Raw genomic sequence first — 16059 nt, 5'->3', positions numbered from 1 at the left:
ACCCCTTGTTCAGCACAAGCAAACAGAAGCGCAACAAAAAAGGCGGATCAATCGACCCGCCTTTTTTGTTTGTATGTCAATCAATCGAACAGGATCAAACGTCCCGATCAACCTTCTTGAGAACGGCCTGCGCGGCAGCCAAACGCGCCACCGGGACGCGGAATGGTGAGCAGCTTACATAATCAAGGCCGGTCTTTTCGCAGAAATAGATCGAGGCAGCATCCCCGCCGTGTTCACCGCAAATGCCCAGCTTGATATCGCTACGGCTCTCACGGCCCCGTTGAGCGGCAATCTCGATCAGTTCGCCCACGCCGTTGGTATCCAACGAAACGAACGGATCCTTTTCGAGGATTTTGCGCTCTTGGTAGGTACCAAGGAACGACGCTGCATCATCGCGGGAAATGCCAAAGGTTGTCTGCGTCAAATCATTGGTGCCAAAGGAGAAGAACTCTGCTGATTCAGCGATTTCAGCGGCCCTCAAAGCAGCGCGCGGAAGCTCGATCATGGTCCCGATCGAGTATTCCAGACTGACTGACTGCTCCGCGTCGATTTCCTTTGCAATTGCTTCAATGCGACCACGTACAAAATCAAGCTCGGAGCGCAGACCAACCAACGGAACCATCACTTCCGGCTTCACGGTCACACCGCGACGACGAGAAACTTCAGCTGCAGCCTCAAAGATGGCACGTGCCTGCATCTCCGCAATTTCAGGGTACGAGATCAACAGACGGCAGCCGCGGTTACCCAACATCGGGTTGAACTCTTCCAGCTCCAGCGCCCGTTCCTTCAAGTCCTCGGGATCCACATTCATCTGCCGAGCTACCTCGCCGATTTCCTCATCGGTTTTCGGAAGGAACTCGTGAAGTGGGGGGTCCAGCAACCGGATGGTCACGGGCCGGTCTTCCATCAACTCGAAGATCTGCGAAAAGTCATCGCGCTGCATCGGCAGAAGCTTTGCAAGCGCTTCGCGCCGCTCTTCCTCCGTATCAGACAAAATCATCTCGCGAACGGCAAGAATGCGATCACCATCAAAGAACATGTGCTCGGTACGACACAGGCCGATGCCCTCAGCACCAAAGGCCAGAGCCGTTTTTACGTCCGCCGGAGTTTCAGCGTTCGCCCGCACCTTCATGCGGCGCATGGCGTCTGCCCAATCCATCAACTTCTGGAAGTCGCCAGAAAGCTCAGGCTCCAGCATTTCGGCACGGCCCGCCAAGACCTGCCCGCTACTACCGTCGATGGTGATGATATCACCCTTTTTGAAGGTACGGCCATCCACCAGCATGACCTGACGCTGCATATCGACACGAATGGCGCCGGCGCCGGAAACGCACGGCTTGCCCATTCCGCGTGCCACAACAGCAGCATGGCTGGTCATACCACCGCGCGAGGTCAGAATGCCTTCCGCGGCGTGCATCCCATGAATATCTTCAGGACTGGTTTCCGTGCGCACCAGAATTACGGCGTTGCCCTCTGCCTTCTCGGCTTCAGCATCGTCCGGGTTGAACACAATCGCACCACTGGCAGCACCGGGAGACGCTGGCAGGCCGGTGGTCAGTTCATCCCGTTCTGCATTGGGATCAATGGTAGGATGCAGCAGTTGATCAAGGGAGCCCGGATCAATCCGGTTGACGGCCTCTTCCTTGGTAATGAGCCCCTCTTCGGCCATCTCAACAGCAATTTTCAATGCAGCCTTAAGTGTGCGTTTACCGGTACGGGTCTGCAACATCCAAAGTTTGCCGCGCTCGACGGTAAACTCAAGATCCTGCATTTCACGGTAGTGGGTTTCAAGCTTGCAGCAGGTCTCGCGGAACTGACCAAAAACCTCTGGCATCAATGCTTCCAGAGACGGCTTTTCCGAACCGGATGCAATGCGGGCAGCTTCGGTGATATCCTGCGGGGTCCGAATTCCGGCCACCACATCTTCGCCCTGTGCGTTGACGAGGAACTCACCATAAAGAGCATTTTCACCCGTAGCCGGGTTGCGGGTAAAGGCCACACCGGTAGCAGACCCCTCACCCATGTTGCCATAGACCATCGCTTGCACGTTTACCGCTGTGCCCCATTCCTCCGGAATGCCATGGATCTTGCGGTAGGTCTGGGCGCGAGGGATCATCCAGGACGAAAAGACAGCGCCAATGGCGCCCCAAAGCTGTTCATGTGGATCTTCAGGGAAAGAACGACCAAGCTCCTCTTTCACCTTTTCCTTGAACGCTTCCACACAGCCCTTCCAGTCATCAGCTGTCAGGTCCGTATCGAGCCGATAATCCTTGTCATCCTTGATGTCTTCGATGATTTCTTCGAAGTAATCATTATCAACGCCAAGCACCACATCTGAATACATCTGGATAAAGCGACGATAGCTGTCATAAGCAAAGCGCTCATCTCCAGACTGCTCGGCAAGCGCCTTGACAGTCACGTCATTCAGCCCGAGGTTGAGAACAGTATCCATCATGCCCGGCATGGAAACACGGGCGCCCGATCGTACCGACAACAGCAGAGGGTCCGACGTATCGCCGAATGTACGACCGGTAAGTGCCCCAACCGCCTTCAGGGCATCTTCGACCTGCGCCTTAAGCGCTTCAGGATAGGAGTGCTCGTTCTTGTAGTAATGCGTACAGACTTCCGTCGTAACAGTGAAGCCTGGAGGAACCGGCAAGCCCATGCGGGCCATCTCTGCGAGGTTCGCTCCCTTTCCGCCCAGAAGGTTGCGCATATCTGCGGCACCCTCGGTCCGGCCTTCACCAAAAACATAGACCCATTTGGTCATAGCACCCCCCTGTGAAATACAATGAAATATCTAGATGCATTGACAGGGGGAGTATAGCAAGATGGATTCGGCGCAACCTTAGGGGTAATGCGTAGCAAAGCTGAAAAAAACTACGGAAACTGCGGGCTTTCGGGCTTTAACAATTGAGATTTCACAGGATGTTTAGGTTTCTTCCACTATTCAATCGGTTAGAGTAGAAAGCGAATATCTGACTTTAGAAGCAAGCCCTATTAAAGCCATGCTTGCTGGGCAGACAAAGCGACACAACAGTGAGTCGACGCCGGCTCTCAACGAGAGAATTCCATGGACCATTCAAGACAGAGCTTCGACACCCGCCGCTCGCCACTCAGCCTTCTGGGCCGCCGAACCGCCATTCTTGCAGCAACGGTTGCTGTAACGACGGTGACATGGGCCCATGCGGCAAGTTTGAGCACGAGTCAGTTCGCGGAGCCCTTGACCCAGGAATACTCGTTGGCTGGCAGCTACTTGTCCGGCCGCAGTGCCCTGCAGGCACAAGACCTAGGACATGCGGCAGAGTTCTTCGAACGAGCGCTTCGTCTGGACCCGGACAACTATTATCTTCAGGATCGCACCTTTGTAATGGCATTGGCGGATGGCAACTTTGATCGCGCCCAGCCGTTGATCGATCGTCTCTTGGAAAACGACCGCGATCACTTTCTGGCGCACTTCTTCAAATCCGCAAAGGCGCTGAAAGCACGCGACTACACCCAGGCCATCGAAGCGCTGGACGGTGGGGACATAAACCCTTTGTCCCGTCTTACGTTCGCAATCATGGCCGCTTGGGCTGAGGCTGGCCGAGGCAATACGGACAAGGGCGTGGAAATCCTCTCCACGGTTGAAGGCCCCAATTGGTTCGAACTTTTCACCAGTTTCAACGCCGGCTTGATTCTTGAAGCTGCGGATCGTCGTGCGGAAGCGCTGGACTATTACGAAGAGGCCTACGGTGCAGATCCGGGCGCGCTTCGCATTACCAATGCTTATGCTCGTGCGCTTGCAGCCAACGCACGACAACAGGAAGCTTTCGAAGTTCTGGATGCGTACGAACAGCTGGTTCCAAATCATCCGTTGCTGGTAGCTACCCGTGACAAGATCACCAGCGGCGGCACTGTAGATCCCTTGGTGACCACACCTGCAGAAGGAGTGGCCGAAGCACTTTACGGACTGGGGTCTGCAATCAGCCGAGATGGTGAGGAATTGTCGGCAGTCTACTTGCAAACCTCCCGTTACCTTGATGAAGACCTGGACGCCGCTGCCATCGCTCTGGGCACCCTTTTCGATCAATTGGGCAACAACGCTCGCGCCATCGAGTACCTTGACTCTGTCGATCCCGCATCGCCCATGAAGCGGGAGGCGGAGATCCAGATCGGACTTCACTACAACGTGTTGGATGATCTGGAACAGGCACGCGCCCATCTTGAAGATCTGGTGAAAGAAGATCCGTCCGATTTGGAGGCCGTAACGGCCTTGGGCAATGTGTTGCGCTCGCACTCGCTCTTTGAAGAAGCGGAGGCAGCCTACAGCGCGGGCATCAGCACGCTTGATGAAGTAAAGCGCCAGAACTGGCCCCTCTTGTACTTCCGTGGCATCACTCTGGAACGTCAAGACAAATGGGATCAAGCGGAGGCAGACTTCCGAAAGGTACTGGATCTGTACCCGGATCAGCCCATGGTCTTGAACTACCTTGGCTATTCCCTCGTTGATCGAGGAATGAAGCTTGAGGAAGCGCTGGAGATGATCAAGACCGCCGTGCGCCTGCGTCCAACGGATGGCTACATCGTGGACAGTTTGGGCTGGGTTTATTACCGGCTGGGGCGCTATGAAGAAGCTGTCTCCCAATTGGAACGCGCCGTGGCCTTGCGCCCGCAGGACCCGATTCTAAATGACCACTTGGGCGATGCCTATTGGAAGGTCGGGCGCAAACTGGAAGCCCGTTTCAAGTGGAACCATGCCCGCGACCTGGAACCAGAACCCGATCACCTCGAAAAGATACTCGACAAGATCGCAAACGGCATGCCAGAAGATGATGGGACATTGAGTATCGGACAAAACAGCAATGAACGCTGATAGTGCAACGGGTTTTTCTTCCAAGCCCATAGACATCGCCTCTCCAGTGGTGGAAATGGCGCGCGCCAAAGTCAATCTGGCGCTGCATGTCACAGGTCAACGGGACGATGGCTACCATACGCTGGATAGCCTGGTTGTATTTCCTGAATACGGCGACGAACTGAGGCTGACACCGGCGGACGACATGGCCCTACATGTGTCCGGCCCATTTGCGTCGGGCTTGGGCTCAAACACATCGGCAAACCTTGCCATGAAGGCTGCATGGCTCATGGCCGAAAGCGTGCCGGGCAATCGTTCCGCCCGCATCGAACTTGAAAAACGCTTGCCCATCGCGGCCGGTATAGGCGGTGGCTCTGCTGATGCAGCCGCTACGCTGCGAGCATTGGGACGGCTGTGGGACGTACACCCTTCCAGTCACAACCTTGAAAAGCTGGCACTGCGTCTCGGGGCGGATGTACCCATGTGCTTCACCGAGAAGCACAGTCGCGTACGAGGGATCGGTGAACAAATCGAAACCACCCCGCCCTTTCCAAAAGGAGCCATTGTACTGGTCAATCCGGGCGTCAAGCTGGAAACACCGGATGTTTTCAAGGCACTAGCCAAGAAGAACAACAGCCCACTGCCTGCCCTGCCTGAAAAGTGGACCGGCATTCAGAACTTTGCCAACTGGCTTAAGGGCTGCCGCAATGACTTGCAGGCCCCAGCCCAATCAATGGTTCCGGAGATAGCTGAGGTTATTTCTCTATTGGACACCCAATGGGAGACGCTTCTGGCGCGTATGTCCGGTTCCGGACCTACATGTTTTGCTCTATGTGCGACGCTGAGCGACGCGCAAGCAGTGGCGGAACGCATCAAGGAGCACAGGCCCGGCTGGTGGGTACAGGCCGCCTGCTATTGAATACGGGGCCATTCGGCCCCGTTACATTTAGCTCTCAATTATTAACAGGTACATCCAACGGATCACGTTACGCGCTGAATGCAGAATTCAACGCTTTCGCGCAAGGCATCCTTGCACGGACCATCTGGCAATGATGCCAGAGCTTCAATAGCCGAGGCGCCGAAGTCTCGGGCCCGCTGAATGGTATCGTCCAGAGCACCGGTGCTGCGCAGAAGACTGATAGCGTGATCCAGGTCTCCATCTTCGATTTGGCCGTCTTCCAGCGTGCGCTTCCAGAAGGCGCGATCCTCATCCGTACCACGTGCCAGAGCATAAATGATCGGCAAGGTGATTTTACCTTCGTGGAAATCATCTCCCACATCCTTGCCCAAATCCTTGGCCGAACCGCCATAATCCAGCGCGTCATCTACCAACTGAAACGCCAGTCCAAGATCCATACCGAATTTCCGCGCAGCAGCCCGGACTGCATCCGATTGGCCTGACACTTCAGGACTGACCTCAGAGGCAGCTGCAAAAAGCGCAGCCGTTTTCGCTTCAATGATCTGCATGTATTGCGCTTCATTGGTTGACGTGTTCTGAGACGCCCCCAACTGCAATACCTCACCTTCCGCAATCACTGCAGAAGCCTCCGAGAGGATACGCAGGGCTTCGAGCGAGCCCACATCCACCATCATCTTGAAAGCTTGGCCAAGCAAGTAGTCGCCGACCAGAACACTGGCCTGATTGCCCCACAGCTTGCGCGCAGCCAGCTTGCCACGGCGCATGTCACTCTCATCCACTACATCATCATGGAGCAGAGTTGCGGTGTGCATGAACTCAACGGACGCTGCCAGAATGATATGCCCATCACCCTGATAGTCGAACATCTTGGCGAAGGCGAGCGTCAACATTGGACGCAACCGCTTGCCGCCAGAATCGATCAGATGTCTCGAAATTTCAGGGATCAGTTCCACATTGGATCCGGCTTTGGACAGGATCAGGTCATTGACCTTGGCCATATCCTGCGAGACAAGATCGACAAGCGTTTGTATGCTGGCCGGTTGTTTAAGGTTATCTTGCAACTGTACGACGCCCACGGGTTGCCCTCTCCGTTTTCTTTCGGGGGACAATAGGTCTGAGAACCAACTTCGGCAAGACAAGAACGCAAATTGGCCGCATCTGTTCCTAGGTTAAACCACATCAAAGGGCCACAAGTGGACAAATGCACACCTCATAATTGAGATCGGGAGGGAAGCTGACGTGGAAGAACTACTGAGAACCAACAACGCAGTGACCATTTCATTCGTCGAAGCTCTCCTGACAGAGGAAGAGATTCATTATTTCGTAGCAGATACGAACATGAGCATCATGGAGGGGTCTCTGGGTTTCCTGCCCCGCCGAATTCTGGTAGATGCCGACGAGATTGACCGCGCCAAACAGTTGCTGATCGACGCTGGTCTAGAGAACGAACTGAAACGCTGAAATCCGCGCCATGAACGACATCACGCCCACATCTGCAACCTCAAATATCGACCTGCCAGCCACCACCCTGGACAAGTTTCTGGATGGCAAGGTGATGATCGAACAGCCGGCCAAGGGGCGACACAGGGCAGGCTTGGACGCGGTGTACCTCGCCGCTTGCCTGCCCGACACCACAACAGGGCATGTGATGGATTTGGGAACAGGTGTGGGCTCTGCTGCATTTTGTGCGGCGTGGCGCCTTCCCCAAATCACCGTAACCGGAGTGGAACTGGATCCGGTTGTGGCAGAATTGGCCCGGCGTGGCTTGAGACTTTCAGAGAACAAGAGTTTCGCAAACCGCGTGCGCATTCTTGAGGCCGACATCACGGCGAAGGGCAGTCTGCGCCATGCAAATGGCTTGCATCCCTTGCAGGCCGATCACGTCATAATGAACCCGCCATACTATGATAGTAGCCGTTTCCGGGTCACGCCGCAGAAGGACCGCGCACCCGCCCACGCACTGGACGAACGTGGACTGGAACCCTGGATGCGCACTGCAAAAGACTTGTTGAAAGAAGGCGGATCACTGACGGTGATTTTCCGCGCGGACGGCCTGCATGATCTTCTGGATACAATGCAAGGACGCTTCGGCGCGATTGATGTCATTCCGCTGCGCCCAACCGCGACAAGTGCCGCCACTCGGGTAATCATACGAGCAACCTGCCAGAGCAAATCGGGTCTGCGCCTCCTGCCCGGCTTCACCCTTCACAAAGGACAGGGTGAAGACTTCACCGAGCAGGCAACGGCAGTGATGCGCCATGGCAAAGGCCTCAGCATAGAACACCGCAGATAGTCTCACAGCGCCAAAGCCCCACTGGAAAAATACGCAGATCTTCGTATGATGCCTCATGAAGGTCTCAGCCAAACCGGGGGGAATGCCGATGACCAGCGGCGAACTGCCAAAATCCATAGAAGAAACGCAAGGCCTGTTGGACAGCGCAGGCTACGTAGCTGATCGTTCGCTGGCCACTGTGTTGCATTTGGCCTTGCGCATGGGACGTCCTCTGTTTTTAGAGGGCGAAGCGGGAGTTGGCAAAACCGAGATCGCAAAGGTTCTGGCGGCAAGTCTGGACCGGCCACTGGTACGGCTCCAGTGCTATGAGGGTCTGGATATTTCGACTGCGGTCTATGAATGGAACTATGCCGCGCAAATGATCGAAATCCGCCTCGCAGAGGCAGAAGGGAATGTATCGCGCGAGGCTCTGGCAAACTCCGTTTTCTCCCAGCGTTTTCTCATAAGACGCCCTGTCCTACAGGCATTGGAGACAAGCAGTGCAGGCGCTCCGATCTTCCTGATTGACGAGTTGGACCGTTCTGATGAAGCCTTTGAAGCCTTTCTTCTGGAAGTCCTTGCGGATAATCAGGTAACCATCCCGGAACTGGGTACGATCAAGGCAGGTGAGCCTCCGATTACCATCATCACCACCAACCGGACCCGAGAGATCCACGACGCTCTGAAGCGGCGGTGCCTGTATCATTGGCTGGACTATCCAACCGCCGAGCGGGAATTGGAAATCGTAGCACGCAAGGTGCCGGGTGCCGCTGAGCAACTGGCCCAAGAGGTGGTTGCCTTCGTTCAGCATCTGCGAAACAACGAAGATCTGTTCAAACAACCCGGTGTGGCCGAGACGCTGGACTGGGCCACCGCTCTGACCGAACTCAACGAAGTCGCACTCGATCCGGAAATGGTGACGGATACCTTGGGGACGTTGCTCAAGTATCAGGAGGATATTGATCGTATCAAAGGCTCCCGCGCTCATGAGATAGTCGAGTCCCTGCGACAGGATTTGTTCGCCCAAGGTCAGTCGCCGCAAACAGGGCCACTATCCAGATGAACACAGGCCAAGACACGCATTTGTCGGAAGCATCGCGCGGCAAAATTACCGAAAACATCGTCCACTTCGCCCGCACCCTCCGCAAAGCCGGCCTTCCCATCGGCCCGGCCAGCGTGGTTGAAGCTGTCGAAGCGGTTGTTATTTCGGGCCTGCGCAACCGTGACGATCTCTATTGGACCCTGCATGCGGTATTCGTAAACAAACACGAACAACAACCCGTTTTCGATGAAGCCTTCCGCATCTATTGGAAAACCCACGGGCTGGTTGAAAAATTGCTGTCCATTCTGTCACCGGTAGCCCCCGCCGGCCCTAAGGAACCTGAAAAACCCAAGGTGGGTCAAACGCGACTTTCTCAGGCATTCGAAACCAATCGAAAACGAGAAGCCGCAGAAACCCGGCCTCAGGTCGAAGTGGACGCCCGGTTTACCGTGTCGGAACGAGAGGTCTTGCAAAAGAAGGACTTCGCCCAGATGACGGCAACGGAGATTGCGCAAGCCCGTCGCGCTCTTCAGTCCATACAACTACCCTTGGATAAGGTTGCCACCCGCCGTTTGGTTCCCGCCGGCAGAGGCAGGATTGATCCACGTCGCACCTTGCGCGCCTCTCTGCGGGCGGGCGGTAACGTGATCGACTTGCGCCACCGCAAGAGAGCCGAACAGCATCCACCAATTGTCGCTCTTTGTGACATTTCCGGATCCATGAGCCAGTACACAAGGGTGCTCCTGCATTTCCTCCATGCGCTCTCTGAAAAAAGACGTGTCCAGACTTTTCTTTTCGGCACGAGACTGACCAACATCACACGCGACTTGACACGCAAGGATCCCGATGAGGCTTTCTTGCTCTGTACCGATAGTGTTGCGGACTGGTCCGGCGGCACCCGAATTGCCCACGCACTTTACGAGTTCAACCGAAAGTGGTCACGGCGCGTCCTTTCCGGCGGTCCCATTGTCCTTTTCATATCGGACGGACTTGAACGTCAGGAAGACAGCATGTTGGAGTGGGAAATGGACCGCCTGCATCGTTCCTGCCGCCGACTGGTTTGGCTTAATCCGCTGCTGCGCTTTGACCAGTTCGAAGCCAAGGCGCGCGGCATTCGTGCGCTACTCCCCCATGTCGACGAGTTTCGCCCTGTCCACTCTCTAGACGCGGTGGCAGACCTTTGCATAGCCCTTGGTGACCGAGGCAAATCAAACCGGGCTCATGATCCAAGACAATGGCTCCACCGAGTGGCTTAGCCCTCCTGTACCATCTTGCAGAAACGTCCGCTTTCAAGAATTGACCAATCCGGCTGCAAATGGAGCTGGAAGCGCACAACGCCAGCACCATCACCCTCCTCTTCACCGCCGGCTTCTTCCAACTCGCCAAAAGCATAGAGGCCATCCACCATGCAGCCTCGTGATCCGTAAGTGGGGGCTTCGCGAATGGTGATCACCATGTCTGCGCTTTCCGGATCATCCTCAGAAAACGGGTAGAGAAAGTTCTTGCCGCCAGACAACGCTGTACAGGCATCGCGATCCAGATCCGGAAAGGACAAGAGAAGGTGAACAATCCGCCCCTCTTGTGCCGGCGGCACTGTCGAGAGCTGGTACTGCGAGTCCACTTCCACTTCCCAACGCGGAATCGGGATCAAGTCATCGTCAGGCTGGCAAAATGGCAGTTCCAACGCGGAAGCCGGCGCAGCCATCAACAGTCCCAAACCAACAAAAACACCGAGTAATCTTTTCAAGGCACCCTCGCGTAGTCTTCCATCTGCAAGGCCCTAAGCGCCGTTGCTTGTAGCAAGCATTGTGTCGCGGCTACGGGGCCAAGCGTGCCACCTTCATAAATGACCATGGGCACGTCGCAGTCATGGTCTCGAAACTCAATCCACAACCGCTGCGTCGCTCGCAACTGTTCTTGAACAGGCTCGGGCTGCGCATCCATAGCGCTCTGGTAAGCCGCATTCAGCTTTTCATCCCACAACTCGGTTTCCCGAGAGGCACAAATCCGCATGCCAAGTGATGTCTGGTTTTCCGGATTAGCCTGACAAGCGGAAAACACCTTGCCAATACACGCAACTGATCCGGCAAAAGACATACCCGCTTCAGCCAAACAAACCTGCAGCACGTTTCGATCTTCGGGTGTCGGCACGTTCAGGTTACTGCTGGCCACAGCCAACCCACAACTCATTAAAAACAGGGTAGCGAATACAGACAGACGGCACACGGGATTTCTCCTTCTTTTTGAAAGACAGCCTAACGGACCTTGCCTAATTTCAAGCATGCTGCAACGACCTTGGTGACCGAAAAACACTGCCAGAGTTTATGGAACCTGAAGAAACAGGCAAAAATATAGGCCCCGCAGTTTCCTGCGAGGCCCATTGCAATCAACACTTGGTCCAATGTGTTGCTTAGCGATAGTCGTACTGACCGTCTTTCCACTCGTACCAGACATAACCTGGCAGGGTCACGTCGCCCTTCTCGTCAAAGGACAGCTTGCCGAGTACGGTGTTGAACTCGCCCTCATCCAGAGCGGCCACCACTTCTTCGTAATCGGTGGTACCGGCTGCTTCTACAGCCTCCGCCCATGCCTGAATGGCCGCATAGGTATAAAGCGCATACCCTTCAGCAGTTTTACCTGCCGCTTCCAAGGCCTCCACAACCGGAGCAGCTTCGGCATTCTTGCGCGGATCTGGCGAGAAGGTCATCAAGGTCCCTTCACCGGCAGGACCTGTAATCGACCAATACTCATCCGTTACCAAAGCATCACCAGAGATCAGGATCGTATCCATGCCCTGATCCTGCATCTGGCGCTTCATGAGGCCAGCTTCTGTGTGGTAACCACCCACATAAAGAACATCGATGTTCTCGGACTTCAGCTTTGAAACCAGAGCCGTATAGTCCTTCTCACCGGCGGTGTAAGCCTCGTACACAGCTTCTTCCTTGCCAGCGGCGTTCATCACTGCCTTGGTGGCATCGGCCAGACCCTTGCCGTATGCGGTCTTGTCGTGAATGATGGCGATGTTTTTATCACCAAACTCGGTAGCCAATGTAGTACCCGCTACCTGACCCTGCTGGTCATCGCGGCCACACACACGGTAGACACCCGGCCCCGGACGCTCATCAGTGAACTTCGGATTGGTCGAAGCCGGTGTAATCTGAATGATGCCCTCTTCAGCGTAGACCTGAGAGGCCGGAATTGAAGAACCGGAGCAGAAGTGACCCGCCATGAACACGACACCCTTACCAACCATCTGGTTGGCAACAGCTACGGCCTGCTTGGGGTCACAAGCGTCATCGCCCACTTCCAGAACCAGCTCTTCGCCATTGATGCCGCCAGCAGCATTGATGTCGGCAACGGCCTGCTCGGCCCCCGCCTTCATCTGAGCTCCGAAGGAGGCATACTGACCGGTCATCGGGCCGGCGGTTGCAATAACGATCTCCGCCATTGCGGTGCTGGACATCGCAATTGCCGTAATGCCTGCAAGGCTCGCCAAAATAGAGTTTTTCATTTTTACTCCCCTGATTGAAGGTGATTTACCTCTGACCGTCTCAAATTAAAGACGGAATGGAAAAATGGTCTCAGCCATTTCATTTCTTGTCTTGGGTCCACAGCGTCTCTCCACGCCGCAGAATCCCAAATTCTTTCTGGGAGTAGTTGAACAACCCCCAGAAGCTTTTTCAACCCGAAACTAAGTAGTACCTCTAGTTTCAGTAGGCATCGTTCTGACCTTGCCGCAATGTCCACGTGAACGGGCTCGTTCTTACGTAGAGCCAACGGTATTGCGTTACCATCTGCGTCGTGCGGGTTTTGCGCCAACCAATCAGCGCAATGCCGGTCAACACCAGATAGTCAACGACAAAATACTGAAATGACAGCAACGGTTCCTCGAACAATGCAAAGCACAGGAACCGAACCGCCAATGTCAGCAAGAACAAGAACCAGAACAACATCCAGAACGGTCGCCAGGTCACCGCAATCGCGCGGCCCGTGGCATAGGCAGCCAACCCGCCGATACCACATACAAAGATGATGAAGACCGGCAAGGAACTGCCATAAAGAATACCCATATCGCGTGCTCCCTTGCTTAGTGACGACCGCCCTCGAGATAGGCCGCCTTGACCTCTTCCCGAGACAAAAGCTCTTTACCTGTACCTGTCATGGTGATGACACCGTTCACCATCACATAGCCCCGGTGAGCGAGCTTCAGTGCGTGATACGCATTCTGTTCCACCAAGAACACGGTCAGTCCATCGGTCTTGTTCAGCTCATTGATTGCCTCAAAGATCTGGCGAACGATAATGGGCGCCAAACCCAGCGACGGTTCGTCCAGCAAAAGCAATCGCGGACGGCTCATCAATGCCCGGGCAATGGCCAGCATTTGCTGTTCACCACCTGACAACGTTCCGCCACTCTGATGCTGACGCTCCTTCAGCCGCGGAAACAACTCGAACACGCGCTTCAGATCGTCCTCGAAGTACTTGTTTTCCGCAACCATGCCACCCATCATGAGGTTTTCCAGCACGGACATGCGCGGAAAAATGCGTCGCCCTTCGGGTGACTGGGCAATGCCCGTTCTCATGATCTCGTAGGTTGGTTTGGTCGTGATGTCCTCACCAGCATAAACAATTGACCCGTTACGCGCCTGCGGTGATCCGCAGACCGTCATCATCAAGGTGGACTTTCCGGCTCCATTCGCGCCGATCAACGTCACGATCTCACCTTCGTGGACATCCAGATCGACGCCTTTCAAGGCAATGATCTTACCGTAGTAGGTCTCGACCCCACGGACCTTCAGAAGTGGTTCTGTCATTGTCATAGGCCCACTTCCTCCTCGATTTCATCAACCTCATCATCATCCACACCCAGATAAGCCGCGATCACATGCGGATCATTCTTGACCTCGTCTGGGGTACCGTCAGAAATCTTCACCCCGTAATCCAACACAACCACGTGATCGGAAATTTCCATCACCACAGACATGTCATGTTCGATCAACAGCACAGAGGTGTCATGTTCCTTCCGGATGTACATGAGCAGTTCATTGAGCTCGAGGCTCTCCTTGGGGTTCAAACCAGCAGCCGGTTCGTCCAGACATAAAATCTCCGGACCAGTGCACATGGCCCGCGCAATCTCCAGCCGGCGCTGGTCACCATATGGCAGTTCCGCCGCTGGAAGATCCGCCCGATCCAAAAGGTTTGTTTTCTCAAGCCAGTACTTGGCATGATCGATAGCATCACGGTTGGCATGACGGTAGCCCGTCAACCCCAACAAACCGCCGAGGGTCCAGTTGGAAGCCACCATCAAAGGATTGTGCTGCGCGACCATCAGATTTTCCAAAATGGTCATGCCGCCAAACAGGCGGATGTTCTGGAATGTCCGCGCAACCTTTGCATGGGCCGAGATCTTGAAGTCCGGCAACCGCTCCAGGAGGAATTTCTCGCCATTGGAGCGACGCATGACAAGGCGTCCTTCAGTAGGCTTGTAAAAACCTGTGGCACAGTTGAACACGGTTGTTTTTCCAGCCCCGTTCGGACCAATCAACGCCGTGATATCTCCACGCCCCACATTGAAGGACAAATCATCGATTGCCGTCAGACCACCAAACCGCATGGTCAAATGCTCAACGGTCAACACAGGATTATCGTTCCATTGGGTCATCCGTGTCCCTCCTGAACCAGATCCGCCGAAATGCCTTTGGCGTCTTTCGACAGGGTCACCGACGGCGCTCGGGTTGAGACCAGACCCCGCGGTTTCCAGACCATGATGAAGACCATGAGCATACCAAAGACCAGCATGCGGTACTCTTCAAACTCGCGGAAGAATTCGAACCCTCCGATCATGACGACCGAGGCAATCACCACACCAATCTGAGAGCCAAGCCCTCCAAGCACGACAATCGCGAGGATTACGGCCGATTCAATGAAGGTGAAACTCTCAGGTGAAATGAACCCCTGACGAGTGGCGAAGAACGAGCCGGCAAACCCACCAAACATGGCACCCAGCGCAAATGCGGTAAGCTTGGTGTTGGTGGTGTTGATACCCAGCGACCGACAGGCAATCTCGTCTTCCCGCAGCGCCTCCCATGCCCGGCCAATCGGCATGCGCCGCAGCCGCATGGTGACAATATTGGTCACCAAAGCCATGATGAGAATGAGATAGTACAAGAAGATGATCCGGTGAATGGAGGAGTAATCCAGACCGAAAAAGTCCGCAAACCCGCCATCGCCGCGCTTGAACTCAAGACCAAAGAAGGATGGACGCGGAATACCTGAAATCCCGTCGGGACCACCCGTAAACTGATACCAGTTCAATAACACGATCCGGATGATTTCGCCGAAAGCCAATGTAACAATCGCCAGGTAATCCCCTCGCAACCGCAACACGGGAAAGCCGAGGATGATACCCCAGAACGCGGCCAGAATGCCTGCAAGTGGCAAGCAGATCCAGAACGAGAACCCGAAGTATTCGGCCAGCAAGGCGTAGGAGTATGCCCCCACAGCATAAAACGCCACATAGCCGAGATCCAGAAGCCCGGCCAGCCCCACCACAATGTTGAGGCCCCACCCCAGCATGATGTAGGTGGTCACCAGAATGGCCAGATCGATATACTGGCGAGACCCCCGCGCCCCGAGCCAGAACATCAGAGCAAACGGCAACGCGATCGCAATGATCAGAAGGACCGGTTTCAGCGCCTTCCCAATCTGCGTTGCGCTGTCACCAGACGGCATGAGGCCAGACAGGTTGACCGCCAACGGGTTATCCGGCTTCCAGAAAAACAGGTTCAGCAGCAGACGTCCCACGAAGACCGTTACCACGGCAATGGCAACGGCTGTCCACCGGTATTCGATAAACAACTCGGCTCCGAGGCCGGAAGCCACATCCACCTTCATGCCAACCATGACCAGCGCAAGCGCAAAGGTCACAAATGCGCCCATACCAGCGTCTTTCACGCTGCTTTCAAGAAGGCTTGGTTTCTTGACAGTTTCCAT

General features: G+C 55.1%; 15 protein-coding genes. 6 read left to right on the top strand and 9 right to left on the bottom strand.

Annotated elements, in window-relative coordinates:
• Nucleotides 1-94 precede the first annotated feature (94 nt).
• Entirely contained in the window at nt 95-2770 is a 2676-nt protein-coding gene (gene ppdK, locus G512_RS0102090; protein ID WP_028480265.1) for a pyruvate, phosphate dikinase, read from the bottom strand.
• A gap of 303 nt (nt 2771-3073) precedes the next feature.
• Here ppdK and G512_RS0102085 point away from each other — a divergent pair, with 303 nt between their 5' ends.
• Together G512_RS0102085 and G512_RS0102080 are read left to right on the top strand one after the other, a co-directional pair.
• Complete coding sequence (locus G512_RS0102085) at nt 3074-4855, top strand: tetratricopeptide repeat protein (protein ID WP_028480264.1); 1782 nt, start codon at nt 3074-3076, stop codon at nt 4853-4855.
• Complete coding sequence (locus G512_RS0102080; RefSeq protein WP_028480263.1) at nt 4845-5753, top strand: 4-(cytidine 5'-diphospho)-2-C-methyl-D-erythritol kinase; 909 nt, start codon at nt 4845-4847, stop codon at nt 5751-5753. Before G512_RS0102085 ends, G512_RS0102080 begins: the two co-directional genes overlap by 11 nt.
• Nucleotides 5754-5815: 62 nt before the next feature.
• Here G512_RS0102080 and G512_RS0102075 read toward each other — a convergent pair whose 3' ends face one another.
• Nucleotides 5816-6829 (bottom strand): polyprenyl synthetase family protein, encoded by a 1014-nt coding sequence (locus G512_RS0102075; protein WP_028480262.1) that lies wholly within the window; start codon nt 6827-6829, stop codon nt 5816-5818.
• 163 nt (nt 6830-6992) lie between these two features.
• Here G512_RS0102075 and G512_RS0102070 point away from each other — a divergent pair, with 163 nt between their 5' ends.
• From G512_RS0102070 to G512_RS0102055, 4 genes are all read left to right on the top strand, one after another.
• Nucleotides 6993-7214 (top strand): putative signal transducing protein, encoded by a 222-nt coding sequence (locus G512_RS0102070; protein WP_028480261.1) that lies wholly within the window; start codon nt 6993-6995, stop codon nt 7212-7214.
• Nucleotides 7215-7224: 10 nt separating this feature from the next.
• The gene (locus G512_RS0102065; protein WP_028480260.1) at nt 7225-8046 is read left to right on the top strand and encodes a tRNA1(Val) (adenine(37)-N6)-methyltransferase; all 822 of its coding nucleotides are present in this window, start codon (nt 7225-7227) and stop codon (nt 8044-8046) included.
• A gap of 88 nt (nt 8047-8134) precedes the next feature.
• The gene (locus G512_RS0102060; protein WP_028480259.1) at nt 8135-9088 is read left to right on the top strand and encodes an AAA family ATPase; all 954 of its coding nucleotides are present in this window, start codon (nt 8135-8137) and stop codon (nt 9086-9088) included.
• Complete coding sequence (locus G512_RS0102055) at nt 9085-10323, top strand: vWA domain-containing protein (RefSeq protein WP_051268759.1); 1239 nt, start codon at nt 9085-9087, stop codon at nt 10321-10323. Before G512_RS0102060 ends, G512_RS0102055 begins: the two co-directional genes overlap by 4 nt.
• Here the strand turns inward: G512_RS0102055 and G512_RS0102050 are convergent.
• The 7 genes from G512_RS0102050 to livM form a co-directional block, all read right to left on the bottom strand.
• Entirely contained in the window at nt 10320-10814 is a 495-nt protein-coding gene (locus G512_RS0102050) for a hypothetical protein (protein WP_028480257.1), read from the bottom strand. The two genes, G512_RS0102055 and G512_RS0102050, sit on opposite strands and share 4 nt — an antisense overlap.
• Nucleotides 10811-11293, bottom strand: coding sequence for a lysozyme inhibitor LprI family protein (locus G512_RS21985; RefSeq protein ID WP_051268757.1), 483 nt, complete (start codon nt 11291-11293; stop codon nt 10811-10813). The genes G512_RS0102050 and G512_RS21985 overlap by 4 nt, the downstream gene beginning before the upstream one ends.
• 184 nt (nt 11294-11477) lie before the next feature.
• Nucleotides 11478-12578 carry a branched-chain amino acid ABC transporter substrate-binding protein gene (locus G512_RS0102040; protein WP_028480256.1) on the bottom strand — a complete coding sequence of 367 codons (1101 nt, stop codon included), beginning with the start codon at nt 12576-12578 and terminating at the stop codon, nt 11478-11480.
• A gap of 199 nt (nt 12579-12777) precedes the next feature.
• Entirely contained in the window at nt 12778-13137 is a 360-nt protein-coding gene (locus tag G512_RS0102035) for a DUF6867 family protein (RefSeq protein WP_028480255.1), read from the bottom strand.
• Nucleotides 13138-13154: 17 nt separating this feature from the next.
• Nucleotides 13155-13886 (bottom strand): ABC transporter ATP-binding protein, encoded by a 732-nt coding sequence (locus tag G512_RS0102030; protein WP_028480254.1) that lies wholly within the window; start codon nt 13884-13886, stop codon nt 13155-13157.
• Nucleotides 13883-14728 carry an ABC transporter ATP-binding protein gene (locus tag G512_RS0102025; RefSeq protein ID WP_028480253.1) on the bottom strand — a complete coding sequence of 282 codons (846 nt, stop codon included), beginning with the start codon at nt 14726-14728 and terminating at the stop codon, nt 13883-13885. The genes G512_RS0102030 and G512_RS0102025 overlap by 4 nt, the downstream gene beginning before the upstream one ends.
• Nucleotides 14725-16059 (bottom strand): high-affinity branched-chain amino acid ABC transporter permease LivM, encoded by a 1335-nt coding sequence (livM, locus tag G512_RS0102020; RefSeq protein WP_028480252.1) that lies wholly within the window; start codon nt 16057-16059, stop codon nt 14725-14727. Before livM ends, G512_RS0102025 begins: the two co-directional genes overlap by 4 nt.

The organism is Pseudovibrio exalbescens DSM 16456 (assembly GCF_000422785.1).
GTDB classification, from domain to species: Bacteria; Pseudomonadota; Alphaproteobacteria; order Rhizobiales; family Stappiaceae; genus Pseudovibrio; species Pseudovibrio exalbescens.
This window is presented reverse-complemented; position numbering and strand designations above follow the sequence as displayed.

Excerpts from the sequence above, each read along its gene's own strand:
- G512_RS0102085 (WP_028480264.1), top strand. The coding sequence starts at position 3,074 with ATGGACCATTCAAGACAGAGCTTCGACACCCGCCGCTCGCCACTCAGC.
- G512_RS0102035 (WP_028480255.1), bottom strand. The coding sequence starts at position 13,137 with ATGGGTATTCTTTATGGCAGTTCCTTGCCGGTCTTCATCATCTTTGTA.
- G512_RS0102060 (WP_028480259.1), top strand. The coding sequence starts at position 8,135 with ATGACCAGCGGCGAACTGCCAAAATCCATAGAAGAAACGCAAGGCCTG.
- G512_RS0102030 (WP_028480254.1), bottom strand. The coding sequence starts at position 13,886 with ATGACAATGACAGAACCACTTCTGAAGGTCCGTGGGGTCGAGACCTAC.
- G512_RS0102040 (WP_028480256.1), bottom strand. The coding sequence starts at position 12,578 with ATGAAAAACTCTATTTTGGCGAGCCTTGCAGGCATTACGGCAATTGCG.
- livM (WP_028480252.1), bottom strand. The coding sequence starts at position 16,059 with ATGGAAACTGTCAAGAAACCAAGCCTTCTTGAAAGCAGCGTGAAAGAC.
- G512_RS0102080 (WP_028480263.1), top strand. The coding sequence starts at position 4,845 with ATGAACGCTGATAGTGCAACGGGTTTTTCTTCCAAGCCCATAGACATC.
- G512_RS0102065 (WP_028480260.1), top strand. The coding sequence starts at position 7,225 with ATGAACGACATCACGCCCACATCTGCAACCTCAAATATCGACCTGCCA.
- G512_RS0102055 (WP_051268759.1), top strand. The coding sequence starts at position 9,085 with ATGAACACAGGCCAAGACACGCATTTGTCGGAAGCATCGCGCGGCAAA.
- G512_RS0102025 (WP_028480253.1), bottom strand. The coding sequence starts at position 14,728 with ATGACCCAATGGAACGATAATCCTGTGTTGACCGTTGAGCATTTGACC.
- ppdK (WP_028480265.1), bottom strand. The coding sequence starts at position 2,770 with ATGACCAAATGGGTCTATGTTTTTGGTGAAGGCCGGACCGAGGGTGCC.